Here is a 24,562-nt window from a genome sequence, read left to right on the forward strand (position 1 = left end):
CCTGTCGGCGCAATCGCGCGAAGGTCAGGGCGCTGCGGCAAAGAGGTGGTAATACACCTGCCCGGCCGTCCCCTGCTTGATTCGCGTCAATCGGTCGATGTTTTCGATCTCGTATTCCGCTTCCACATAGACCACTCCTCCCTCACAGAGAAGGCCCGGCAGCAACGGCCCCATCCGCTCGATCCAGCCCGCCCGGTAGGGAGGGTCGAGAAAGACCACGTCGAAGCCGTGATCGGCGGAACGGGCGAATTTTAGCGCATCGCCCCGCACAATCCGTACACATGACGCCTGCAGGGTCTTTGCATTGGCCTGGAGGGCACCCCAGGCGACGGCATCCTGCTCGATCATCGTTACCTGCGCCGCCCCCCGGGAGGCAGCTTCGAAACCCAGTGCACCGCTGCCGGCGAAGAGGTCAAGACAGGTCTTGCCGTCGAGATCCTGCCCCAGCCAGTTGAACAGGGTTTCTCGGACCCGGTCCGGCGTGGGGCGCAAGCCCTTGACGAGACTGACGTCGATGAGGCGGGAGCGCCATTCCCCCCCGATGATGCGGATCCGGCTCAACGGGCAGCTCCACCGCGGGCATCGGGTTTGTCCCCATCCCCCCCCACCACCACAGTCACCAGGCGCTCGGGCAACACATGACGCCGGAAGGCATCGCGGATCTGGGCCGCCGTGACAGCCGAAACCTTGGTCCGATAGGTATCCAGATAGTCGAGGGGCAAACCGTAACTACCGATTACCGCCACCTGCTCCAGCATCTTGCGGTTGGAGTCGAGACGCAGGGCGAAGCCATTGATCAGGTTCTCCTTGGCCGCCTTCAGCTCACTCTCGGTCGGCCCATCCTTCACGAAGGCGGCCACGGTTTCGGAAACCACCTTGAGGGCATCATCGGTCTGGCTGCCCTTGGTCTGCAGCCCGATCTGGAAGGGACCGACGCTGCGTTGCGGCGAAAAATAGCTGTACACGCTGTAGGCGTAGCCACGCTTCTCCCGCACTTCCCGGGTCAACCGGGAGACGAAGCCTCCCCCACCCAGGATGTAATTGCCCACCACGAGCGGGAAGAAGTCCGGATCGCCGCGACGGATGCCGGGTTGGCCCACGGCAATGTGCGCCTGCGCCGACGGATTTGGCACACGGATCGTGCCTCCCGCGGGGGGGGCTGCATCGACGGGCGGCGCCGGCAACACGCCCGCGGGCAGGGCGCCGGTGAGTCGGACCGCGATGGCCTCGGCGTCGCTACGCGAGACATCGCCGACGATGCTGACCACCGCCCCGGCCGCCGTGTAGTGCCGACGATGGAAATCCACCAGATCCTCACGGGTGAGGGAGGTCATGGTGTCCACCGACGGCAGGCGTCCATAGGGATGGTCGGAGAACACGGCCGCCGCAAAACGGCGCGACAGGATGGCATCGGGCTGGGTGTCGGACTCCTTCAACCCGGCAATACTGCGCGCCTTCTCGCGCTCCACCGCAGGCGCAGGGAAGGTGGGTTGCTGAATCAGGGTGGCCAGCAGGTCCACCGCCCCCTCCCGTTCGACCGCGCTGCTGAGGGTCCGCAGGGACACCGACGCACGATCCATGTCGACACCGCCACCGATCTGCGCCCCCAGGTCGGCCACCCGATTGGCGATGGCGTCCTCGTCAAGAGTGCCTGCACCGGCATCGAGGAGGCCACGTGCCAGGCCCGCCAGCCCCGCCTTGCCCACGGGAGCCTCGGCGCCACCGGCACGGAAGTCCACCTGCACGTCCACAATCGGCAAGGCCCGGCTCTCGACAAAGTACACCCGGACGCCATTGGCTGTCGTCCAGTTCTGAATGGTCAGCCCGGCCTGGGCCGATAGCGTTGCGAAGGTCAGCGCAAGGGCCAGCCCCACACGTTTGCATTGGGAAATCATCAATCAACCTCGAATTCAGGAGCGGTCAGTGGCGGTGGGGAGCAACGGCCTTGGCGCGGGCCTGGGGATCCACCGGCAAGGGGTCGAGCTGGGCGACGGTCAGGGTCTCGTCGCGGAAATACTTGCGCGCCACCGCCTGCACCTCGGCAGCCGTCACGGCGCGGATGCGCTCCAGCATCAGGGCGTCGTCTTTCCAGGAATGGCCGACCATCTCGTCCATGCCGATTTCCATGGCCTGCCCCATCAACGAGTCACGCTTGTAAACCTGACCCGCCACCGCCTGGGCCTTGACCCGGCGCAGTTCGTCCTCGGACACCCCTTCGTTCTGGATGCGCACAATCTCGGCTTTCAGGGCCGCCTCCACATCGGCCGGCGTCCGGCCCGCAGCCGGCGCGCCATCGAGATAGAACAGGGACTCGCCGCGGGCCGTCCCGTCATAGCCGGCCCCCGCAGTCACGGCAATCCGGCTGCCGCGCACAATGTTCTTTGCCAGCCGGGCACCTTCGTAGCCGTCCAGCACGGCCGCCAGCACCTGCAAGGCGTAGAAGTCACTGTCCGCCTTCACATCCCGCAGGCTGGGCACCCGCCAGGCCAGGGCTACATAGGGCAGCTCCGCCGGCGCCTTGACCACGGTGCGGCGGGAGCCGGTCTGCTCGGGCTCGATCAGGGGCTTGCGCACCGGCAGGGGCCGGGCCTTGACCCGCCCGTAGGTGGCCGCGGCCTCCTTGAAGACAGCCTGATGATCCACATCACCCACCACCACCAGCGTGGCGTTGTTCGGCACGTACCAGCGCTGGTACCAATCGCGTGCGTCCTGGGCCGTCATGTTCTCCAGGTCGCTCATCCAGCCGATGACCGGCCGGCGGTAAGGATGCGCCTGGAAGGCCGTGGCCATCAGCTGCTCAATCACCAGGGAGCGGGGCTTGTCATCCGTGCGCAGGCGGCGCTCCTCCTTGACTACCTCGATCTCCTTCCTGAACGAGGCTTCGGTGATCTGCAGGTGGGCCATGCGATCGGCCTCCAGGGCCATCATCCGGCCGAGGGCCTCCCGGGGCACCTGCTGGAAGTACGCGGTGTAATCGTGGCTGGTGAAAGCGTTATCCCGCCCCCCTGCCGCAGCAACCTGCTTGTTGAACTCCCCCGGGCCGAGCTTCTTCGTACCCTTGAACATCATGTGCTCAAGGAGGTGGGCAACCCCCGAGGTGCCATCCACCTCATCCATCGCCCCCACCCGATACCACACCATATGCACCACGGACGGTGCCCGGCGATCTTCCTTGACGATGAGCTTCATCCCGTTGGGAAGCGCCGTCTCGAAGGGATTGGCCCACACCGGCCCGGCAAGGGCGGCGGCAAGGGCAAGGGCACTACGGGCGACCCTCAATCTGCGATTCATCATAGGCTCTTGAAGCATCTGGTAAAATTCGAAAACGGTGGCCGCAGGCCGGCGTGTGGCGCGGCATCATAGCGGCATTCCGGCGGCTCGGCCAACCGGGCAAAGCGGGGGTATTCCCCCCCGGCCTCGTCCCGATCGACCCACTTTCAGACTCACCACTCCATGTTTGGTTTCCTCAAGAAAGCCCTGAAACCGGGCGATGCGCCCGCGCCAGAGCCCGAAGCCCCGGCAACCGCCCCAGTGCTCCCCGAGGCTGTTCCGGCGCAGGCCGCAGCGGCCCCGGCGCCTTTGCCCGTGGCCAGCCCCCCCGAGCCCGAAAAGAAACGCTCCTGGATGGACCGGCTGCGTGCCGGCCTTTCCCGCACCCGGGAGCAGATCGGCGGCGGTCTCGGCGGCCTGAGCAGCCTGTTCTCCCGTCGCAAGATCGACGAGGAGCTCCTCGAAGAGCTGGAAACCACCTTGCTGATGGCCGACTGTGGTGTTGAAGCCACCCAGCATCTGCTCAAGGAACTGCGCCTGCGCTGGAAGCGCGACAAGCTGGAAACAGCCGACCAGCTCCAGGGTGCCCTGTCAGAAGGCCTGCTGAACATCCTGGCCCCCCTCGAACGGCCCCTCGAGATCAGCGGCCACAAGCCCTACATCATCATGATCGCGGGCATCAACGGCTCCGGCAAGACCACCTCCATCGGCAAGCTGGCCAAGCACTTCCAAAGCCAGGGCAAGAGCGTGCTGCTGGCCGCGGGTGACACCTTCCGCGCCGCCGCCCGTGAGCAGCTAATGACCTGGGGCGAACGCAACGGCGTGTCGGTGATCGCCCAGGAATCCGGCGACCCGGCCGCCGTGGTCTTCGACGCCATCAGCGCCGCCCGCGCCCGCAACATCGACATCGTGCTGGCCGACACCGCCGGCCGTCTGCCCACCCAGCTACACCTGATGGAGGAGATCGCCAAGGTACGCCGGGTGATCCAGAAGGCCGAACCCAGCGGCCCCCACGAGGTGCTGCTGGTGCTCGACGCCAACATCGGCCAGAACGCCATCCAGCAGGTCAAGGCCTTCGATTCGGCCATCGGCGTCACCGGGCTGGTGCTCACCAAGCTCGACGGCACCGCCAAGGGCGGCGTGGTTGCCGCCATTGCCCGCCAATGCCCCAAGCCCCTGCGCTTCATCGGTGTCGGCGAACAGATCGACGATCTGCAAGTGTTCCGCGCCAGGGAGTTCGTGGATGCCCTGTTCACCCCGATCGGCGGGAGCACCGACACCCCGGGCTGAAGCCTGCCCAACCCGCCGCGGGGCAATGTCCCGCGGCACCATACCCTTCCCGGGCATCCCATCCGGGCGTGCATCACCCCCCCCCATTCGCTTATGCTTGCGCAATGAAGGGGCGACACAGCTTTCAATGCATCCCGCCTCCTCACCAGGAGCGTCGTGGATGTCATCCCCAGTCAGCCCCCCACCCCCCGCATCGACAACAACCCGGTCGCTTCCTCCCGCCCGCTGGCTGCGCATCGGCCTCCTGCTCTTTGCCGCCCTGACCCTGGCCCTCGGCCTGCAGGCCCTGCTGCTGGTCCACAAGGAGGGCGAGCTGCTCAGCGCCCTCACCGCCTCGCGGATCGGCATCGCCGCCGATGAAGTCAACGCCACCTTCCGCCGCGGGGCGACCAACGGCCTGACCCTTGCCGAGTCCCGGGGAATCGGGCGGATGCTGCCCCGCCCCACCTCAGCCTGCGCCTGACCGGCCCCCGGGTGAACCTTGCCGGCATCGAACGCACGCTTGATCCGGACAACCCCGAGCGGCTGCACTGCGTTGCCCATTGCCTGATCCGTGGCGAACTGGAAACCAGCCTGACCCTCGGGGAGCCCGATCCCCAGGGGCGCATCAGCAAAGTGGACGTGGCGCTACACCTGCCATCCCGGCCGCCATCCGGCGGCTGAGCGCCACGCCGCCCGAAAAGCAAAACGGCGGATGTTGCGAATCACATCGCAACATCCGCCGTTTTCACCCGTACGGGGTAATCGTCAGGCCAGCAGGCGGTCCAGGTCGGCCACAATGCGCTCGGCGGCCTTTCCGTCCCACAGGGTGGGGCGGCGCCCCTGCTTGCCCTGACCGGCCAGCACCTTGGCGGCCTCCTCAAGGATGCGGGCAGGATCGGTCCCCACCAGCACGTTGCTGCCTTCATCGATGGTCACCGGGCGCTCGGTGTTCTCACGCAGGGTCAGGCAGGGAACACCGAGGGCGGTGGTCTCCTCCTGCAGGCCGCCGCTGTCGGTCATGATCAGGGCTGCATCCTTCCACAGGTTGAGGAACTCCATGTAGGACTGGGGCTTGGTCAGCACCACGTTGGGGCCCAGGTCGAGGCCGAACTTTTCGAGGTTGCCGCGGGTACGCGGATGCACCGGGAAGATCAGCGGCAAGTCGGCGGCGATCTGCTTGAGAGCGCCGGCAATACCGCGCAGATTGGCTTCGTCGTCCACGTTGGAGGGGCGATGCAGGGTGACCACGCCATACCTGGGGTACTGGGCCTTGATGGCCTGCGTCTCCATGCCGGCCTTGTCGGAGGCGTCGAGTTTGTCGCGCTGGAACAGCAGGTTGTCCACCATCACGTGTCCCACGTGAAAGACCACGTCCTGGCCCTTGCCTTCACGCAGCAGGTTATCCACGCCCGCCGGCTCGGTACAGAAGAACCAGTCGGAGATGCTGTCGGTGACGAGGCGGTTGATCTCCTCGGGCATGCGCATGTCGCCGCTGCGCAGGCCAGCTTCCACGTGGGCCACCGGAATGTCGAGCTTCTTGGCGTCGATGGAGCAGGCCAGGGTGGAGTTCACATCGCCGACCACCAGCACACAGTCGGGGCGGGCCTTCTGGCAGATCTCCTCGAAGGCCACCATGATCTTGGCGGTCTGGGTGGCGTGGCTGCCGCCACCGGCTTCCAGGTGGTAATCGGGCTTGGGAATGCCCAACTCATCGAAGAAGACATCGCTCATTTCCCGGTCGTAGTGCTGGCCGGTATGGATGATGCGGAAGTCGAAGCGATCAGCCCGCGCCTGCAGGGCTCGCACGATCGGCGCGATCTTCATGAAATTGGGACGCGCGCCGGCGACGAGGTAGATGAGGGAACGGGACATGCAGGACTCCACGGGCGGAATGTCAGGCGCGCATTATTGCGCGGGGGATGCTGGGCTCACAAAGAAATAATTGTCAGACGCATGCCAATGGCAGCAAACCGAGCCCGTGAAGAAATCGTGGCGAGCGGACGGGGTCCGCTGCCCGACACACCACCGGACCCGGCCCCCAGTGCCGCGTCACAGGGATGAAAGAGGGGGCACAGCCGATTTGCTGACGCTCAATCAGGGAAAGGTCTCGCATTCTCCCAAGGGCTTGCCAGCCACATCCTTGGCCGACAGCAGGGGGGCTCCGTCGAGGGGCCAGACCACGCCCACATCGGGGTCGTTCCAGGCCAGGCTGCGCTCGTGCTCGGGCGCGTAGTAGTCGGTGGTCTTGTACAGGAAATCGGCGCTGTCGCTGGTCACCAGGAAACCATGCGCAAAGCCCGGCGGGATCCAGAACTGGCGGTTGTTCTCCTCGCTCAGGGTCACGCCCACCCACCGGCCGAAGGTCGGTGAGCTGCGGCGAAGGTCCACGGCCACGTCGAAGACGCTGCCGCGCACCACCCGCACCAGCTTTCCCTGGGCCTGCTGGATCTGATAGTGCAGGCCGCGCAGCACCCCCTTGGCGGAGCGGGAGTGGTTGTCCTGCACGAAATCCACGTTCAGCCCGGTGGCTTCGTGAAAGCTCCGGGCATTGAAGCTCTCCATGAAGAAACCCCGGGCGTCACCGAAGACCTTGGGCTCGAGGATCAGCAGGTCGGGGATGGCGGTTTCAATCACCTTCATCAGAACACCTTTTCCTGGAGGAGGCGCACGAGGTATTGCCCATAACCGTTCTTGGCCAGGGGAGCGGCGAGCTTTTGCAGCTGTTCGGCATCGATCCAGCCGGCGCGCCAGGCGATCTCCTCGGGGCAGGCGATCTTGAGGCCCTGGCGCTTCTCGATGGTCTGGATGAACAGGCCGGCTTCGAGGAGGCTTTCATGGGTGCCGGTGTCGAGCCAGGCGTGGCCGCGGCCCATCACCTGCACATCGAGCGCGCCCCATTCGAGGTATTGGCGATTGACGTCGGTGATCTCCAGCTCGCCCCGCGGGCCGGGCTTGAGGTCGCGGGCAATGTCCACCACCCGGTTGTCGTAGAAGTAGAGGCCGGTCACGGCGTAGCGGCTTTTGGGGGCCTTGGGCTTCTCTTCGAGGCTGATGGCCCGGCCGGCGGCGTCGAACTCGACCACGCCATAGCGCTCGGGGTCATGCACCGGGTAGGCGAAGACGGTGGCGCCGTCGGTCTGCTTGGTGGCCTCCCGCAGGCCGCTGGCGAAGTCGTGGCCGTAGAATAGGTTGTCGCCCAGCACCAGCGCGCTCGGGCCGCTGCCGACAAAGTCGGCGCCGATCACGAAGGCCTGGGCCAGGCCGTCGGGGCTGGGCTGCACGGCGTATTGCAGGTTGAGGCCCCACTGGGCGCCGTCGCCGAGCAGTTGCTGGAAGCGCGGGGTGTCCTGGGGGGTGGAGATGATGAGGATGTCGCGGATGCCCGCCAGCATCAGGGTGCTGAGGGGGTAGTAGATCATCGGCTTGTCGTACACCGGGATGAGCTGCTTGGAGACGGCCAGGGTGGCCGGGTGCAGCCGGGTGCCGGAGCCGCCGGCGAGGATGATGCCTTTGCGTTGGGTCATGGGGAGGTCCATTTACAGAATTTCGGTGAGCATGCGGTCGACGCCCTGCTGCCAGGCCGGCAGGCTGAGCCCGAAGGCCTGCCGGAGCTTGCGGGTGTCGAGCCGGGAGTTGGCCGGGCGGGCCGCGGGCGTCGGGAAGGCGCTGGTGGGCACCGGGAGGATGGCCTCCGGGGCGACCTTGACGGGGCGGCCTTGGGCCCGAGCGAACTCGATGACGTGGCGGGCGTAGGCGTACCAGGTGGTTTCACCACCGGCTACCAGGTGGTAGGTGCCGGCCAGGGCGGCGTCGGCCAGGGTCATGCGGGCCGCGTGGGCGGTGACGTCGGCCAGCAGGTCGGCTCCGGTGGGGGCGCCGTGCTGGTCGTTGATGATGGTCAGCCGGTCGCGCTCGGCGGCAAGCTTGAGCATGGTCTTGGCGAAGTTGCCGCCGCGGGCGGCATACACCCAGCTGGTGCGGAAGATGAGGTGGCGGGCGCCGCTCCGGCGGATGAGCTCTTCGCCTTCGAGCTTGGTGCGGCCATACACGGACAGGGGGCCGGTGGGGGCCGCTTCGTCCCGGGACGTTTCACCGCTGCCATCGAAGACGTAGTCGGTGGAGTAGTGCACCAGCAGGGCGCCCAGGGTGGCGGCTTCACGGGCGAGGACACCGGGGGCCAGGGCGTTGAGGGCGCGGGCGAAGTCGGGCTCGCTCTCGGCCTTGTCCACGGCGGTGTGGGCGGCGGCATTGACGATGAGATCGGGCGCTACCGCACGCACGGTGGCGGCGAGGCTCTCAGGGTCGGCAAAGTTGCCGGAGAGGCCCGGGGCGCCGTCATGATCAAGGGCGATGAGCTCACCGAGCGGGGCGAGGCTGCGCTGCAGCTCCCAGCCCACCTGGCCGTTCTTGCCGAAGAGGAGGATCTTCATGGTGGGCGTCCTTACTCGCGACCGGCGTAGTTCTTCTCGACCCAGTCCCGGTAGGCGCCGCTCTGCACATGGGCCACCCAGTTCTGGTTGGCCAGGTACCACTCGACGGTCTTGCGGATGCCGGTGTCGAAGGTCTCGGCCGGGCGCCAGCCCAGTTCGCGCTCGATCTTGCGGGCGTCGATGGCGTAACGGCGGTCGTGGCCGGGGCGGTCGGTGACGTAGGTGATGAGGCGGCGGTAGCTGCCGGCCGGATCGGGCTTGAGTTCGTCGAGGAGCGCACACAGGGTGTTCACGATCTCGATGTTGGGCTTCTCGTTCCAGCCGCCCACGTTGTAGACCTCACCCGGGGTGCCTTTGGCCAGAATGGCGCGGATGGCTGAGCAGTGGTCGGTGACGAAGAGCCAGTCGCGGATCTGCATGCCGTCGCCGTACACCGGCAGCGGCTTGCCGGCCAGCGCGTTGGCGATCATCAGCGGGATCAGCTTCTCGGGGAAGTGGTAGGGGCCGTAGTTGTTGGAGCAGTTGCTGGTGGTCACCGGCAGCCCGTAGGTGTGATGCCAGGCACGCACCAGGTGGTCGGAGGCGGCCTTGCTGGCCGAGTAGGGGCTGTTGGGCTCGTAGGTCTTGGTTTCCGTGAAGGCCGGGTCATTCGGCCCCAGGGAGCCATAGACCTCGTCGGTGCTCACGTGGTGGAAGCGGAAGCCCCCCTTGGCTTCACCCTCCAGGCTCATCCAGTGGCCGCGGGCGGCTTCGAGCAGGGTGAAGGTGCCATTCACATTGGTGCGCACAAAGTCACCCGGGCCATGGATGCTGCGATCCACGTGGCTCTCTGCGGCAAAATGGACGATGGCCCGGGGCCGGTGCTCGGCAAACAGGCGGTCGATCAAGGCCCGGTCACAGATGTCGCCCTGCACGAAGATATGCCGCGGGTCACCCTGCAAGGAGGCCAGGTTTTCCAGGTTGCCCGCGTAGGTCAGGGCATCCAGATTGACAACGGGCTCATCGCTGGTGCGCAGCCAGTCGAGAACAAAATTTGCACCGATGAAGCCGGCACCGCCGGTTACAAGAATCATGGGAGGTCCTCAGGGTTTCACGGAGATGCGCCACCCGGAGGCGACGCCGGAAGCGGCCGGACTCGAACCGGGGCGCCTCCGGAAAGCGCGCCGATTATGACACCGCTGGATGATGAAGTCTGCGCACTGCGCCACCATCCGATGCAAGGGTCAAACTGCCGGCCCCGCTGCCGTTAAGCCAGTAGAAGGCCGGCCTCACCACTCGGAAGGGGCACCGGCACACGGGAGACGGCAGGACCATGCAGTTTGTTGCCAGGTTACTCACGCAGACACTGACAGCGGCCATCGCCACACCGACTCTGGTCGCCCTGGTGTTTGCGAGTGTGCTCGGCGTGATGGTCGTGGATCGCCTGGAGCAGGCCCGCGGTCAGTCCATTCGCAGCGCATTCGCCCAGGACACGGGGGAAATCACCCTGCGCATCGAAGAGCGCCTGAGAACCTACAGGCAGGTGCTGAAGGGGGCTCACGCCCTCTTCCAGGCATCGGAGACGGTTTCCCGAGATGAATGGCGGCGCTACGTGGCGGCCCTGAATCTGCCCGCGGAATATCCGGGCATCCAGGGCGTCGGTTTTGCGGCGCATATACCCGCCGACCAGCTGGCCCGCCATGAGCGCGCCATGCGTGCGGAGGGCTTTCCCGACTACCGGGTCAGCCCGCCCGGTTCGCGCGACGAATACAGCGCGATCATCTATCTTGAGCCCTTCGACTGGCGCAACCAGCGCGCCTTTGGCTACGACATGCTGTCCGAACCGGTACGTCGGCAGGCGATGACCCAGGCACTGCACTCAGGCTTGCCGGCCCTGTCAGGCAAGGTGCGGCTGGTCCAGGAGACCGCCATCGACCCCCAGGCGGGTGTGCTGCTTTACATGCCGCTGTTCCGTCGCGGAGCAGACCTGGGAAGCCCGGCACGCCGGGAGCACGCCTTGCTTGGCTGGGTCTATGGCCCCTTCCGCATGAACGACCTTGTCGCAGGCGCGCTTGCCGAAACCGGGCCGCGCATCCGCCTGCGCATCCATGACGGCCATGACACCACACCCGCGACCCTGCTCTTCGACAGCCACCCGGACGGGGACAACACCCCGGACCTGAGCGACAGGAAGCTCCTCGAACTCGACGGCCGAGTATGGACCCTGGTCTTTGAGGACTCCCCGGGGCCCGGCGCACGTCCAACGGCCCACTGGCTGGAGACCGGGGCCGTAGTGCTCATCTGCAGTCTGCTCGTCCTGCTGACCGCCGCCGCGGCCGCGGCGCGCTCCCGGGCCCACGCACTCGACCGGATCAGTTCGTCCCTGCGCAGCAGTGAGGCACGCTACAGCACCCTGGTGAATCTGTCCCGGGACGGTATCGCTGCGCTCGACGCCAAGCTCAATTTTTCCTTCGTCAACCCACGGCTGGCCCGCCTGCTCGGCTACCCGGAAGACAGCCTGATCGGCACGCCCTTCAGCAAGCTGTGGCCGCCCGGCGAGCCCGCCGTTCGCAACCGCCTCCTCACCCGCCTGCAGCGTGGCGAGCCCTCCAGCTACGAGCAGGATCTGCTCACCGCTGACGGACGCACCCTGACGGCCATCGTCACCGATGCGCCCCAGCGGGACAAGGACGGCGGCCTGCAAGGCGTCATTCTCAGCGTCACGGACATCTCCGAGCGCAAGGCGTCGGAAGAGCGCATCCGTTACCTTGCCACCCACGACTCCCTGACCGGACTGTCCAACCGCGCCAGCTTCCTCGAGCAGATGAATACCAGCCTGCTGATGGCGCGTCGGCAGCACAGCCGCTTCGCGCTGCTCTACCTGGATCTGGACCACTTCAAGGAGATCAATGACAGCCTCGGCCATGCCGCCGGCGACGCGCTGCTCATTGAAACAGCCCAGCGCCTGCGCCACTGCCTGCGCGCCAGCGACCTGCTTGCCCGCCAGGGCGGTGATGAGTTCATGGCCCTGCTCCACGACATGGCCGGCATGAACGAAGCCCTTGCCGTTGCCGAGAAGATCCGTCGGGCGGTCGGCGCCCCGATCGTCCTGGAAGGTCATGAAGCCCTGGTCTCGGTCAGCATAGGCGTCGCCCTCTATCCGGACCATGGCACCGACCTCGACAGCCTCACACGGCGCGCCGACGCGGCCATGTACCGCAACAAGTCTTCCGGCCGCACGGGCGACGGCAGCGCCGTCACCCGGCCGGCAGGACAATGATGGGGAGACGCCGGAGCAGCCCGGATGTCATCACGAGGCCTGGCCCCTTGTTAGAATCTCGACCGAGAACAGGCCCTGAAGGCCACTACAACCTGGAGACCCCATGTCCCGCCACACCAAGATCGTCGCCACCCTCGGCCCCGCTTCGTCCGACCTCCCCACCCTCGAACGCCTTGTCCACGCCGGCGTGGACGTGGTCCGCCTGAACTTCTCCCACGGCAAGGCGGAAGACCACATCGCCCGTGCCAACCAGATCCGCGAGGCGGCCCAACTGGTGGGGCGCCCGGTGGGCATCCTGGCCGACATGCAGGGCCCGAAGATCCGTGTCGGGAAGTTCGAGGAAGGCAAGATCACCCTGACCAAGGACGCCGCCTTCATTCTGGACGCCGCCCTGACCACACCCGGCAACCTCCATCGGGTAGGCCTCGACTACAAGGATCTGCCCCGGGACGTGAAACCCGGCGATGTGCTGCTCCTTGACGACGGCCGTCTCAAGCTGAGCGTGGATCGCGTCCTCGGCCACGAGATCCACACCCGGGTCAAGGTGGGCGGCGAGCTCTCCAACAACAAGGGCATCAACCGCCAGGGCGGTGGCCTCACGGCACCCGCCCTGACCGCGAAGGACATGGACGACATCAAGACCGCCGCCCTGATCGGGGTGGACTTCGTCGCCATCTCCTTCCCCAAGGGGGCTGCCGACATGTACATGGCCCGCCAGCTACTGCGCGCGGCCGGCAGCAGCGCCCTGCTGATCGCCAAGATCGAGCGCACCGAAGCGGTGGCCAACCTGGAGGAGATCCTCGATGCCTCGGATGGCATCATGGTTGCGCGTGGCGACCTGGCGGTGGAAGTGGGTGATGCCGCGGTGCCGGCCCTGCAAAAACGCATGATCCGCCTCGCCCGGGAGCGCAACAAGCTCGCCATCACCGCCACCCAGATGATGGAGTCCATGATTCACAGCCCGGTACCCACCCGCGCCGAAGTGTCGGATGTGGCCAATGCGGTGCTCGACGGCACCGACGCCGTGATGCTGTCGGCCGAAACCGCCTCGGGCAAGTTCCCGGTGGAAGTGGTCGAGTCCATGTCGCGGATCTGCCTCGAGGCCGAGAAGTCCGCCGAAGTCACCATGGACCGGGACTTCCTCGACCGGATCTTCACCCGCATCGACCAGTCCATCGCCATGGCGGCGATGTGGACGGCCTATCACCTCAAGGTCAAGGCCATCGCCTCCCTCACCCAGACCGGCTCCACCGCCCTGTGGATGAGCCGCCTGAACAGCGGCGTACCCATCTACGCGCTCACACCGGAGATCTCCTCGCGCAACCAGATGACCCTCTACCGGGAGGTCTATCCCCTGCTCATGTCCCAGGTCCATGCCGACCGGGACGTGCTGCTGTGGGAGGCCGAACAGATCCTGCTGGAGCAGGGTGTGGTGGAATACGGCGACCTCATCGTGCTGACCATCGGCGAACCCATCGGCGCCTCCGGCGGCACCAACACCATGAAGATCGTGCGCGTCGGCGACACCCCCAAGCCCGGTCCGGTGTGATCGGCAACACAATCCCTGGCACGTGGGTGCCTGTCGATCACTCAGGCCCCATGCCGGCTTGGTAGAATCCTTTTTTTTATGTCTTTACCAGGCCGGCCCCGGCCTCCGGAGAAAAAACCATGTCCCTCGTTTCCATGCGCCAGCTTCTCGACCATGCCGCCGAAAACGGCTACGGCCTGCCCGCGTTCAACGTCAACAACCTCGAACAAGTCCAGGCCATCATGGAAGCCGCTGCGGAAACCGACAGCCCGGTGATCATGCAAGCCTCCGCCGGCGCCCGTAAATACGCCGGCGAAGCCTTCCTGCGCCACCTCATCGACGCGGCCGTCGAGGCCTACCCGCACATCCCGGTGGTCATGCACCAGGACCACGGCCAGTCCCCCGCCATCTGCCTGGGCGCCATCCGCTCCGGCTTCTCGTCGGTGATGATGGACGGCTCCCTGATGGAAGACGGCAAGACCCCGTCCTCCTACGAATACAACGTGGACGTGACCCGCAAGGTGGTCGAGATGTCCCACGCCATCGGCGTCAGCGTCGAGGGCGAGCTGGGCTGCCTGGGCTCCCTGGAAACCGGTCAGGCCGGTGAGGAAGACGGCGTCGGCGCCGAGGGCACCCTGGACCACTCCCAGATGCTCACCGACCCCGATCAGGCCGCCGACTTCGTCAAGCTCACCAACGTGGACGCCCTGGCCATCGCCATCGGCACCAGCCACGGCGCCTACAAGTTCAGCCGCAAGCCCACCGGTGACATCCTCGCCATCGAGCGCATCAAGGCCATCAACGCCCGCATCCCTAACACCCACCTGGTCATGCACGGCTCCTCGTCGGTGCCCCAGGAGCTGCTGGAGATCATCCGCCAGTACGGCGGTGACATGAAGGAAACCTACGGCGTGCCGGTCGAGGAGATCGTCCAGGGCATCAAGTACGGCGTGCGCAAGATCAACATCGACACCGACATCCGCCTGGCCATGACCGGTGCGATCCGCAAGTTCTTCGTGGAGAACCCCTCCAAGTTCGATCCGCGCGAGTTCCTCAAGCCGGCTCGCGAAGCAGCCAAGCTGGTGTGCAAGGCCCGCTTCGAGGCCTTTGGCACTGCCGGCAACGCCAGCAAGATCAAGCCCATCGGCCTCGACAAGATCGCCGCCAGCTACAAGAGCGGCGCCCTCAACCAGATCATCCGCTGATCCGGCAGCCGGCCAGATGATGCAGCCCCTTCGGGGGCAGCATCATCTGAAGCCTGACGCGCCGCTCCAGAAGCACCAGACATGCCCCTTCCCTGGTCAACGCTCGTCAAGGCCATCCCCTGGTCCGACGTCATCGCCAAAGCCCCTGACATCGCCCAGGGTGCCCGCAAGCTCTGGCAGCAGGTCAGCACCCGGGACACCGCCCACAGCGCAGGGACACCGGTTCCGGGCGACGCTTCCGCACCCGACGCACGCCTCACCGCCCTGGCGGCCCAGGTGGCCGAGATGAGCACCCGTCAACAGGAAAGCGCCGAGCTCCTCAGCGCCCTTGCCACCCAGAACGCCGAGCTGGTCGCTGCCGTGGCAGCACTCCGCCAACGAAATCGTCTGCTCGCAGCCGCGACCGGCGTGGCAACGGCCATCGCCTTGGCGGCGCTAGCCCTGTCCATTGGTTCATCCTGATACACCTGGGCCGATTTTGTTGCAGCGCAACAACGCGCCGTGACAGGCCGCACACCGCCCCCGGGCGGTGAGCTTGCCAGCGCACCTTCCGTAGCGGCAAGATAAGCGCCCGATCACACCCGGCGCACCACCCGTACGCCCGAGCCCATGACCCTGCCCGACCATTTCGCCGAGCACGACCTGCGCCAGGCCCTCAACGACGAGTTCCATGCCCGTCCGCCGGTTCCCCTGGAAAGCCCCCAGCTGATCAGCTATCTCGCCCTGCACCACGAGGGCGAGGCACCGGGCGCCGCCCAGCAGCATCTCATTGCACTGGGCAAACTCCTCGGACGCCCCATCGATGCCGCCGGCACCCACAGGTTGATCGACTTCGGCACCTTCCAGCTCAAGTGGGAACTCCACAACGAGTTTTCCAGCTATACCTTCTTCCGCTCCATCCCCCGGGGCGAAGGGCTGGACTCGGACACATCGGCCCTCGCGGTGGTACCCGACGCCTGGCTGAAAAGCCTGCCCGGCAAGCTCATTGTCGCCACCCATGTCGAACTGCGCTCGGCGGCCGAAGTGACGCCGGAGAGCGTCATGGCCCAGCTCTCCCCCACCGGACGCCAGATGGTGGGCGCCACCGTGGCCGACGGCGCGGCCTGGGTGTTCACCGACTTTCTGTTCGAGGACGGTTTTTCCCGCTTCCTGGTCATCGACGTGTCCCTGACCCGCCGTCAGGCCGGCCGCACCGTGCAGCGGCTGGTGGAGATCGAGACCTATCGATTGATGGCCTTGCTGGCCTTTCCGGTGGCCAAGGAGGTCGGCCGGCTGCTGGGCGCGAGCGAGCAGCGCCTCGCCGACCTGATGGACCGCACCGGCTCCGCGCGCAACACCGAGGACGAACGCAGCGTGCTGGCCGATCTCACCACCATGGCCGCCGAGGTCGAGCACTCCGTGGCCCGCACCACCTTCCGCTTCGGCGCCGCCCGGGCCTATCACAGCCTGGTGATGCAGCGCATTGCCGAGTTGCGCGAGCGCCGCATCATCGGTCTGCCCACCTTCCACGAGTTCATGGAGCGCCGCCTGCTCCCGGCCATGAACACCTGCGAGACCATGGCCCGCCGCCAGGAAGACCTGTCCAGCCGCGTGGCCCGCAACAGCCAGCTGCTGCGCACCCGCGTCGAAGTGGAGCTGGAACGCCAGAACCAGGAACTCCTCGGGCAGATGAACCGCCGCGCCAAGCTCCAGCTCCACCTGCAGCAGACCGTGGAGGGCCTGTCGGTGGTGGCCATCACCTACTACGCCTCGCAACTGGTGCAGTACATGGCGAAGGGTCTCAAGCACCAGATCGAGCCCCTCACGCCGGAGGGCATCACCGCTGCCGCCATCCCGTTGATCGCCGGCTTCGTCGCCTTCGGCCTGCACCGCATGCGCAAGCATCTGGCTGCCGCCGATGCGGGACACTGACCGACCCCTGCCACCCCGCTATAATCGCGTTTTGACCGACGGACCCCAGACCGTGACCACTCCGCTCTTCGAATCCTCCCTTCACAGCCTGACCCTGCTGGGTCGCGGCAAGGTGCGCGACATTTACGCCGTCGACGCCGACACGCTGCTCATCGTCACCTCAGACCGGCTGTCCGCCTTTGACGTCATCCTCCCGGATCCGATTCCGCGCAAGGGTCAGGTACTCACGGCCATGGCCAACTTCTGGTTCGCCAGACTCGGTCACATCGTCCCCAACCAGCTCACCGGCATCGACCCCGAGAGCGTGGTGGCCGCCGACGAGCGGGATCAGGTGCGCGGCCGTGCGCTGGTGGTCAAGCGCCTCACCCCGCTCCCCATCGAGGCCGTTGTGCGTGGCTACGTCATCGGCTCCGGCTGGAAGGACTACCAGGACACCGGCGCCATCTGCGGCATCGATCTGCCCGCCCACCTCAAGCAGGCCCAGAAGCTCCCCTTCCCTATCTTCACCCCGGCCAGCAAGGCCGACGTGGGCGATCACGACGAGAACATCAGTTTCGAGCAGGCCCAGGCCCGCACCGCCAGCGTCCTCGCCGAGGCCCTCAAGGGCACCGGCAAGACCGGTAGCCAGCTCGTGGCCGAAGCCCGTGACGCGGCCATCCGCCTGTACTCCGAGGCCGCCGACTATGCGGCCACCCGCGGCATCATCATTGCCGACACGAAGTTCGAGTTCGGCATTGATGCGGCCGGCACCCTGCACCTGATCGACGAAGCCCTGACCCCCGACTCGTCCCGCTTCTGGCCTGCCGACAGTTACGCCGAAGGCATCAGCCCGCCCAGCTACGACAAGCAGTACGTGCGCGACTACCTCGAGACCCTCGACTGGGGCAAGGTCGCCCCCGGCCCCCGGCTGCCGGATGAGGTCATTGCCCGCACTGCCGCCAAGTACGTCGAAGCCTACGAGCGCCTCACCGGCCAGCACCTCTGAACGCTGCCTTCGGGCACCGCATGAATGCAGATGACCCGCCAAGGCGGGTCATCTGCATTCACTGGAGGCCTGCAATCGGGAATCAGCCGACCTTAAAGAGGTCGATCAGCGACTGCCGCTCTTCGGCGGATTCCGTCAGAGCCTCCTCAAGACGGACGGGATCCAGGCCAAGGGTCGCCGCCCGGGCCAGCCCTTGACGAAAATCCTCGTCCTCGGGCGAAAACGGGTTGCGCGACTCAACCACCAGGTTCGCAACGAAGATCAGGTCGGGGATCGTGGCTGGCGGCCACTCACCCCCATAGATCTCGGGATTGTCCACCGCATCCACCAGCTCCCGCGGCATGCTCATGGCCGCCAGCACCGCCCGCCCCACCGGGGCATGCCAAACCCGCACCAGATCCGAAAGAGGGCTCTCCTCGCTGAGCATCTCCGGGTATTCCCACACCCGGGCCAGCAGGAAGAACTGGCCGATGTCATGCACCATGCCGGCAAAGAAGGCGGCATCCCGATCCTGCCCGGTACACCGCCGTGCGAGCACACTTGCCGTCGCGGCCACATCCACGCAGTGGGCCCAGAGCTTGCGGATCAAGGGCTGGTAGGGGCCGAGCATGTCCCTGTGCATCAATTGCTCCGCGGCCACCGCCATGGAAAGCGCCCTCAACTTGCCAAAGCCGATACGAACAAGGGCCTTCGGCACATCCGTGACCACGCGACCGCTCGGGTTGTACCAGGCGGAATTGGCCAGCGCCACGGTACGTGCCGCCAGCAGCGGTTCAGCGGATACCATGGTCGACAATCGGCCCAGGTCCATGTCCGGATCATCCAGGGCCTCCATCACCCGCATGGTCACTTCCATGGAAGTCGGAAACCGCAGCTCGCCACGCTCCAGTTCCTGGGTAATGGTATGCAGGAACGCCTGCTCCGCCAGATTCAACGCTTTGTCGCTCACGCCCGTCCCCTTTGCACATGTCCGTCGTCCTGCCCCGGATCGCCGATAGAGGCGACACTCCACGCGGATTTCGGCAAAATGAATCCACTCAACTGACAGCCTTCAAAAAAATGACTACCACCCCCGCCACCTCGCCCCTGCTCGACCTCTCCGGCCTGCCACGCTTCGACGCGATTCAGCCGGCCCACGTGGAGCCCGCCGTGCGCAGCCTGCTTGAGGCCCTGCGCAACACTGTCGAACGCCTCCAGGACGACCCTGCCGTGCCCACCTGGGCCACCTTCGTCGAGCCCATCGAAAACGAGAGCGAGCGCCTCGGCCGTGCCTGGGGGATTGCCGTCCACATGCACAGCGTCATGGACACCCCCGAATGGCGCGAGGCCTACAACGCGATGCTGCCGGAGGTCACCCGTTTTTACGCCGAATTGGGGCAAAACCTTAAGCTTTTCGAAAAATATAAAGCCATTGCCCACGGCCCCGAATACGCCACCCTCAGCCCGGCCCGCCGGCGCATCATCGACAACGAGCTGCGTGGTTTCCGCCTCTCCGGTGCCGAGCTGCCCGACGACCGGAAGCCCCGTTTCCAGGCCATCCAGGAAGAGATGGCCAGCCTGGGGGCCAAGTTCTCCGAGAACGTCCTCGATGCCACCAATGCCTTCAGCCATCTGGTCACCGAGGCAGGCGATCTCGCCGGCCTGCCCGAAGATGTGATCGCAGCCGCGCAGGAGGCTGCCGAAAAGGCCGGCCAGGATGGCTGGCGCTTCGGACTCAAGATGCCCTCCTACCTACCGGTGATGCAGTACGCCGACAGCCGCAGCCTGCGCGAGGCCCTGTACCGCGCCTATGCCACCCGCGCCGCCGAGATCGACAACGGCTACAGCAAGCCCGAGTGGGACAACGGCCCGCTGATCCAGCAGCTCCTCGCCCTGCGTGCCGAGGAAGCCCGCATGCTTGGCTACCGCAACTTTGCCGAGGTTTCGCTGGTCCCGAAAATGGCCGACAGCCCGGATCAGGTGCTGGGCTTCCTGCGCGAGCTGGCGGTCAAAGCCAAACCCTTCGCCGAGCGCGATCTGGCCGAACTCCGCACCTTCGCCCAGGAGCAACTGGGTCTCTCACCCCTCGAACCCTGGGATGTGGCCTACGCCTCGGAAAAACTGCGTGTTGCCAACTACGCCTTCTCCGAACAGGAAGTGAAGGAGTACCTGCCCGAGCACAAGGTGCTGGACGGCCTCATCCAGGTCGTCGAGAAGCTCTACCAGGTCAGCATCAAACCGGACACCGGCCCCGTCTGGCACCCGGACGTGCGCTTCTTCCGTATCGAGCGGGCCGGCCAGTTGGTCGGTCAGTTCTACCTCGACCTCTACGCCCGTGACACCAAGAAGGGCGGCGCCTGGATGGACTCCGCCATCACCCGGCGACGCCTGCCCAGCGGCATCGAGACCCCGGTGGCCTACCTGGTGTGCAACTTCCCCGGCCCCGTGGGTGGCAAACCCGCCACCTTCAGCCACGACGACGTGATCACCCTGTTCCACGAGACCGGGCATGGTCTCCACCACCTGCTCACCCAGGTGGACGACCTGGCCGTCTCGGGCATCCACGGCGTCGAGTGGGACGCCGTGGAGCTCCCCAGCCAGTTCATGGAGAACTTCTGCTGGGAATGGGATGTGGTGCGCGAAATGACCGCCCACGCGGAAACCGGCGAGCCTCTGCCCAGAGCCCTCTTCGACAAGATGCTGGCCGCCAAGAACTTCCAGAGCGGCCTGCAGACCGTGCGCCAGTTGGAGTTCTCCCTGTTCGACCTGCTGCTGCACATGGATTTCGACCCGGCCACCCAGGGCTACATGGATCTCCTCGCGGAGGTCCGCAAGGAAGTCGCCGTGCTGGTGCCGCCAGCCTGGCACCGTTTCCCCAACAGTTTCACCCACATCTTTGCCGGGGGCTACGCGGCCGGCTACTACAGCTACAAGTGGGCTGAAGTGCTGTCGGCCGACGCCTTCGCCGCCTTCGAGGAAGAAGGCCGGCCCAAGGGCAGCGTGCTCGACACCGCCACCGGCCTGCGGTTCTGGAACGAGATCCTCGCCGTCGGCGGCAGCCGCCCGGCCCTCGAATCCTTCAAGGCCTTCCGCGGCCGCGAGCCGCAGGTGGATGCCCTGCTGCGCCACAGCGGCATGGTGCCGGCATGAAGCTCCCCGCCCCCCGCGCCGTCCTGCCCCTGCTGTTGGCGATGCTCGCCGGTGCAGGGCCGGCAACGGCTCAAAACGCCTACCGCTGGGTGGACGAGCAGGGTCGCGTGCAATACAGCGACCAGCCGCCCCCCCAGGCCATCAAGAAGTTCGAGGAGCGCAACGTCCAGCCCAACCGGGGCAACGCCCAGACGCCCTTCCTGACCCGCAAGGCCGCTGCCAGCTTCCCGGTGACCTTGTACACCAGCAAGGATTGCGGCAAGCCCTGCGAGGACGCACGCGCGCTGCTCCAGAAGCGGGGCGTCCCCTTCAGCGAAACCGCCATCGACAGCACCGAGCAGGTCGAAGCCTTCAAGGCCCGCTTCAGCAAGGAGCCCTTCGTTCCCACCCTGGTGGTCGGCCGCACAGTGGAAGCCGGCCTCGCCGAACCCCTGTGGCATAGCCTGCTGGACAACGCCGGCTACCCGGCCGGCAAGCGCTGAGACGATCACATCGGGTCAAACCATCTGCAGAATATCTCGGAAGCCTTCGCTCGAGAACAAACTATTTGCTTCATGCCCTCACTCCGGCCCCGCTCTTGCGTCAGCCTCTCGACACCATCTTCGTCAGACTCCCGCAGCCGTAAACCACCTTGGTTGTTGCCGTGTCATCCTTAGGCCCGCGACTACAGGTACAGAGATGCTTCGCTTGGGTTTCCACGAACACGCCTTTCGCCCCCAACACCCGCATGATGTCCTCGGCGATGTCCCTCGTGAGGATCTCCTGAATCTGTAGCCGTCGGCCATGCACGTCCCGAACAAGCCTGATGATCTTCCCGAGGCCTGTGATGATCTCCGCCGGCTCATAGGTAACGGACGCCGTCCCAAGAAACGGAGCGAAATGGTGCTCGCAGAACGAATAGAAGTTGATGTCTGCGACGGTGACCAGCCCAGTGTAATTGGACACATGGATAACATCGTTGAGGACATCCTCAGCGCGTAACCCGTAACCAGAAAACAGTTCCTTGAAGGACCTGCGTATCCGGTCTTCCGACACTGCCAGTTTCTGGCGTATATGCTCATCGGTAATAAATCCGAACAAGCCGTCCTCCTCTGTCGCACCCGTCTTCATCTTTGCCTCCTGAATAGCTTCACTCGCTCGTTGATGGCGAACGATGGTGTGTCTAATTGTCGCTCCAAGTACTTCACGAGCATCTGGTGCTTAGCTACTGGCAGTGCGCAGTCCATGAGAAAGCACACCTGCTCAGCCAAAGTGGGAAAATCCTTGCACTCCAGCCTTGCCGTAAAGCGGGTCTCCTCGCTAAGGACGTATCCCGCAGGGAACTCCGGAACATTCACTTCTGGATTGGCATCCTTTGAGTTGCTCGCGAACCACTCAACGAGTTCACCCATGAAGTAGTCGTTCGCGTTGTCAACGACTACCACGCACTCTGGATCAAGCTCCTTCACCTTCTCATTAAGTCTTGATATATCGTCGTCCAAGAACTGAAGAACGTGACATAGCAGCACCGTCCCGATGGCCTGGTCAGCCGGATCATAAGAAAAAAAGTCCGACTTCTCGCGGGAATGATTAACTGGAATCGGATGGTTCGAATAATCGAGAACATCCAGATGAATCACACGCTTTTCGGGAAACGCAGATGCCGAGATGTCGCCCAGACCAGAGCCAACATCAAGGATGGGCTGGACTAGCGTCCTTGAGAAACGCTCACGCAAGATATCTGCAACCAGACAGTTCTCATTGCAGTGGACGCCCTTGAAGACGACCACCTCTTGCTTAGTGATTTTCATGCTAAGAGCTCTTTACACCGCCTCCCTTGACCGGCTCGTCACCAATGTTGTTCCGAAGAACATGAAACGGATTGAAGTCAGTGTCGGTATCGTAGTAGTCCTCGCCTTCTGCTTTTTTGAGAAAACGCACAACGACCATGGTAAAGGGAAGAGCCAGGACCTCCCAACCAACCTTGAAGGCCCACCCGGACAGGGTAAGCGACACCAGTTCCGCCGTCGGAAAAATGCCAGCGAAGGCGATCAGCACGAACACTGACGTATCGATCGCCTGCCCTACCACCGTTGAGAGGACGAACCGCAGCGGCATGATCCGACCCTGCATACGCACCTTTATCTTGGCCAGGACGTATGAGTTGCAGAACTCACCCAGGAAATACGCGACAATCGATGCGAGCACTATGCGGGGCACCTTCCCGAGAATATGGTCATATGCCTGCTGGTCCGTCCAGAACGAGGCCGGCGGAAGTTGTCGCGCGATCTCGTAGGTAAGCACCATAAGGAGCAAGGAGAAGAAGCCAGACCAGATCACCTTGCGAGATGTGGCATAGCCATACACCTCCGTAAGAATATCGCCGAAGAGGTACGCGAGCGGAAACAGGATGATTCCGGCCGGCAACGCCAAGGAACCGAACGCAAAAATCTTCGTGTCGAGCGTGTTCGAGATTAGCAGCGTTGCTACGAATATCCCTGTGACAAAGGTAAGGTAACGGTATTCCTTTTTCATGACGCGCTTACCTCACGCAGACGTTTCGTCCCTTGATGGTTTCCATACCTCAGGACTTGAGCCTGTTCAGTAGTGATTAGTTCGCTCCCAATCGCTGTTTCGACAAAGCCCTCAAGGTAAGCGATGATCGGGAACAGTTCGTCCCTTTCTACGTGAAAGGCGTAGATCGGTTTTCCCTTCTGGCGGATGCACTGAAAGCCAACGGGTAACCCATCTGGGTCAAATGGGTTGCCTATTGCATAATCCGCATTTAGCACCTTCAATTTCTCGTCTTCCACAGGAATCCCGAATACTTGGCCGACTTGCTTTCCGGCTTTCTTCTCGAGCCTTACTCTGAGGTTTGCAAAGGCGCTACCCGGCTTCAGCTCATGGGGTCTAACGAAGTACGTGTAGTTAACAGATTTCTTCAAGTTCTCCACAACGACGTCCTCCATCTCTTTGTCATCGTTGTCCACGTAGTTCAAAGCGGCTATCCAGAAGACTTTGGCCTTTGGCAGTTCGCGTTCCCACGTGGCCAACCCCCGAACATCGAGCATCTGTTCACACGCCACAAGCCCAGCTTTTGCTTCGAGTTGAAGCTCCTCAAGTCTTTGAACGGTACTTGGGTCATCAATATCGCCAATATTGTCGAACCGTCTTAATGCTCCCTTGAACACATTCCAGCGGGCTTCATAGAGCACTCCCGTCGCGTCCGTTTCAGACTGCATTGGGAGGCGATACTTCTCTTTGCAAAGTTCGAGCACGAGCGCCATGTAGTCGACCTTGTAGAGTCGTGAGAGAGCAAGAAGAACCTTCGGATCGGGGTCCGCCACACCACCGTTCTCGTAGTTCGCCAACATGCTCTGCCCCAACCTGATGTCTCCGCCCGAGCTCAATTCTTCAGCAGCCAGCCGCTGGGACTTCCCTACATCTTTCCGAAGTTCGGCCAAGCATCTACCGAAGTTCTCGAACCGCCCCATGTCGACCACCATGACTTAAAAGGATGTGATAACAAAACACTGCATGGCAAGTATAAGGCATCGCTCAGCAATCACCCAACACAATCATTGCACACCATCT

General features: G+C 64.6%; 24 protein-coding genes. 11 read left to right on the top strand and 13 right to left on the bottom strand.

Annotated features, from left to right (window positions below; all coding sequences use genetic code 11):
• Nucleotides 1-24: 24 nt before the first annotated feature.
• From rsmD to J0L98_RS07745, 3 genes are read right to left on the bottom strand one after another with little or no spacing between them, the layout of a single operon-like run.
• A complete protein-coding gene (rsmD, locus tag J0L98_RS07735; protein ID WP_296411064.1) occupies nucleotides 25-561 on the bottom strand; it encodes a 16S rRNA (guanine(966)-N(2))-methyltransferase RsmD in 537 nt (178 codons plus the stop codon).
• Complete coding sequence (locus tag J0L98_RS07740) at nucleotides 558-1,895, bottom strand: pitrilysin family protein (RefSeq protein WP_296411065.1); 1,338 nt, start codon at nucleotides 1,893-1,895, stop codon at nucleotides 558-560. The genes rsmD and J0L98_RS07740 overlap by 4 nt, the downstream gene beginning before the upstream one ends.
• Nucleotides 1,896-1,920: 25 nt before the next feature.
• Nucleotides 1,921-3,294, bottom strand: coding sequence for a pitrilysin family protein (locus tag J0L98_RS07745; RefSeq protein WP_296411067.1), 1,374 nt, complete (start codon nucleotides 3,292-3,294; stop codon nucleotides 1,921-1,923).
• A 159-nt stretch (nucleotides 3,295-3,453) separates the two neighbouring features.
• Between J0L98_RS07745 and ftsY the strand changes: the two genes are divergently transcribed.
• The 3 genes from ftsY (at nucleotide 3,454) to J0L98_RS07760 (ending at nucleotide 5,223) form a co-directional block, all read left to right on the top strand.
• Entirely contained in the window at nucleotides 3,454-4,560 is a 1,107-nt protein-coding gene (gene ftsY, locus J0L98_RS07750) for a signal recognition particle-docking protein FtsY (protein ID WP_296411068.1), read from the top strand.
• Nucleotides 4,561-4,720: 160 nt separating this feature from the next.
• Nucleotides 4,721-5,023, top strand: a complete 303-nt coding sequence (locus J0L98_RS07755; RefSeq protein ID WP_296411069.1) for a hypothetical protein — start codon at nucleotides 4,721-4,723, stop codon at nucleotides 5,021-5,023.
• 11 nt (nucleotides 5,024-5,034) lie between these two features.
• Entirely contained in the window at nucleotides 5,035-5,223 is a 189-nt protein-coding gene (locus J0L98_RS07760) for a hypothetical protein (RefSeq protein ID WP_296411070.1), read from the top strand.
• Nucleotides 5,224-5,307: 84 nt separating this feature from the next.
• On the opposite strand, the gene wecB is transcribed toward J0L98_RS07760, so the two are convergent.
• The 5 genes from wecB to rfbB form a co-directional block, all read right to left on the bottom strand.
• Complete coding sequence (gene wecB, locus J0L98_RS07765; RefSeq protein ID WP_296411071.1) at nucleotides 5,308-6,414, bottom strand: UDP-N-acetylglucosamine 2-epimerase (non-hydrolyzing); 1,107 nt, start codon at nucleotides 6,412-6,414, stop codon at nucleotides 5,308-5,310.
• Between the two features lie 222 nt (nucleotides 6,415-6,636).
• Nucleotides 6,637-7,182 carry a dTDP-4-dehydrorhamnose 3,5-epimerase gene (rfbC, locus tag J0L98_RS07770; RefSeq protein ID WP_296411072.1) on the bottom strand — a complete coding sequence of 182 codons (546 nt, stop codon included), beginning with the start codon at nucleotides 7,180-7,182 and terminating at the stop codon, nucleotides 6,637-6,639.
• Entirely contained in the window at nucleotides 7,182-8,066 is an 885-nt protein-coding gene (gene rfbA, locus J0L98_RS07775; protein WP_296411073.1) for a glucose-1-phosphate thymidylyltransferase RfbA, read from the bottom strand. Before rfbA ends, rfbC begins: the two co-directional genes overlap by 1 nt.
• A gap of 12 nt (nucleotides 8,067-8,078) precedes the next feature.
• Nucleotides 8,079-8,972 carry a dTDP-4-dehydrorhamnose reductase gene (gene rfbD / locus J0L98_RS07780; protein ID WP_296411075.1) on the bottom strand — a complete coding sequence of 298 codons (894 nt, stop codon included), beginning with the start codon at nucleotides 8,970-8,972 and terminating at the stop codon, nucleotides 8,079-8,081.
• A gap of 11 nt (nucleotides 8,973-8,983) precedes the next feature.
• The gene (rfbB, locus tag J0L98_RS07785; RefSeq protein ID WP_296411076.1) at nucleotides 8,984-10,045 is read right to left on the bottom strand and encodes a dTDP-glucose 4,6-dehydratase; all 1,062 of its coding nucleotides are present in this window, start codon (nucleotides 10,043-10,045) and stop codon (nucleotides 8,984-8,986) included.
• A gap of 239 nt (nucleotides 10,046-10,284) precedes the next feature.
• Between rfbB and J0L98_RS07790 the strand changes: the two genes are divergently transcribed.
• The 6 genes from J0L98_RS07790 (at nucleotide 10,285) to J0L98_RS07815 (ending at nucleotide 17,860) form a co-directional block, all read left to right on the top strand.
• Nucleotides 10,285-12,231 (top strand): CHASE domain-containing protein, encoded by a 1,947-nt coding sequence (locus J0L98_RS07790; protein WP_296411077.1) that lies wholly within the window; start codon nucleotides 10,285-10,287, stop codon nucleotides 12,229-12,231.
• 103 nt (nucleotides 12,232-12,334) lie between these two features.
• On the top strand, nucleotides 12,335-13,780 hold the full coding sequence (gene pyk / locus J0L98_RS07795; protein WP_296411079.1) for a pyruvate kinase: 1,446 nt from the start codon (nucleotides 12,335-12,337) through the stop codon (nucleotides 13,778-13,780).
• Between the two features lie 119 nt (nucleotides 13,781-13,899).
• The gene (gene fba / locus J0L98_RS07800; protein ID WP_296411080.1) at nucleotides 13,900-14,964 is read left to right on the top strand and encodes a class II fructose-bisphosphate aldolase; all 1,065 of its coding nucleotides are present in this window, start codon (nucleotides 13,900-13,902) and stop codon (nucleotides 14,962-14,964) included.
• An 81-nt stretch (nucleotides 14,965-15,045) separates the two neighbouring features.
• Entirely contained in the window at nucleotides 15,046-15,426 is a 381-nt protein-coding gene (locus J0L98_RS07805; RefSeq protein ID WP_296411081.1) for a hypothetical protein, read from the top strand.
• Between the two features lie 147 nt (nucleotides 15,427-15,573).
• Entirely contained in the window at nucleotides 15,574-16,875 is a 1,302-nt protein-coding gene (locus J0L98_RS07810) for a DUF3422 domain-containing protein (RefSeq protein ID WP_296411082.1), read from the top strand.
• A gap of 52 nt (nucleotides 16,876-16,927) precedes the next feature.
• A complete protein-coding gene (locus J0L98_RS07815) occupies nucleotides 16,928-17,860 on the top strand; it encodes a phosphoribosylaminoimidazolesuccinocarboxamide synthase (protein ID WP_296411083.1) in 933 nt (310 codons plus the stop codon).
• A gap of 82 nt (nucleotides 17,861-17,942) precedes the next feature.
• On the opposite strand, the gene J0L98_RS07820 is transcribed toward J0L98_RS07815, so the two are convergent.
• Nucleotides 17,943-18,809: an HDOD domain-containing protein gene (locus J0L98_RS07820; RefSeq protein WP_296411085.1), complete on the bottom strand. Its 867-nt coding sequence runs from the start codon at nucleotides 18,807-18,809 to the stop codon at nucleotides 17,943-17,945.
• Nucleotides 18,810-18,919: 110 nt separating this feature from the next.
• On the opposite strand from J0L98_RS07820, the gene J0L98_RS07825 reads away from it, so the two are divergent.
• Complete coding sequence (locus J0L98_RS07825; RefSeq protein ID WP_296411086.1) at nucleotides 18,920-20,989, top strand: M3 family metallopeptidase; 2,070 nt, start codon at nucleotides 18,920-18,922, stop codon at nucleotides 20,987-20,989.
• A complete protein-coding gene (locus tag J0L98_RS07830; RefSeq protein ID WP_296411087.1) occupies nucleotides 20,986-21,471 on the top strand; it encodes a glutaredoxin family protein in 486 nt (161 codons plus the stop codon). The genes J0L98_RS07825 and J0L98_RS07830 overlap by 4 nt, the downstream gene beginning before the upstream one ends.
• A 100-nt stretch (nucleotides 21,472-21,571) precedes the next feature.
• Here the strand turns inward: J0L98_RS07830 and J0L98_RS07835 are convergent, their stop codons facing one another.
• The 4 genes from J0L98_RS07835 to J0L98_RS07850 are packed head-to-tail and all read right to left on the bottom strand — an operon-like array spanning nucleotide 21,572 to nucleotide 24,474.
• Nucleotides 21,572-22,099, bottom strand: a complete 528-nt coding sequence (locus J0L98_RS07835) for a GTP cyclohydrolase I (protein ID WP_296411088.1) — start codon at nucleotides 22,097-22,099, stop codon at nucleotides 21,572-21,574.
• On the bottom strand, nucleotides 22,096-22,779 hold the full coding sequence (locus tag J0L98_RS07840; RefSeq protein WP_296411090.1) for a hypothetical protein: 684 nt from the start codon (nucleotides 22,777-22,779) through the stop codon (nucleotides 22,096-22,098). Before J0L98_RS07840 ends, J0L98_RS07835 begins: the two co-directional genes overlap by 4 nt.
• Nucleotide 22,780: 1 nt before the next feature.
• Nucleotides 22,781-23,503 (bottom strand): queuosine precursor transporter, encoded by a 723-nt coding sequence (locus tag J0L98_RS07845; RefSeq protein WP_296411091.1) that lies wholly within the window; start codon nucleotides 23,501-23,503, stop codon nucleotides 22,781-22,783.
• On the bottom strand, nucleotides 23,500-24,474 hold the full coding sequence (locus J0L98_RS07850) for a transcriptional regulator (protein ID WP_296411093.1): 975 nt from the start codon (nucleotides 24,472-24,474) through the stop codon (nucleotides 23,500-23,502). Before J0L98_RS07850 ends, J0L98_RS07845 begins: the two co-directional genes overlap by 4 nt.
• Between the last annotated feature and the right edge of the window lie 88 nt (nucleotides 24,475-24,562).

Source organism: Zoogloea sp. (genome assembly GCF_017302315.1).
Taxonomy (GTDB): Bacteria; Pseudomonadota; Gammaproteobacteria; order Burkholderiales; family Rhodocyclaceae; genus Zoogloea.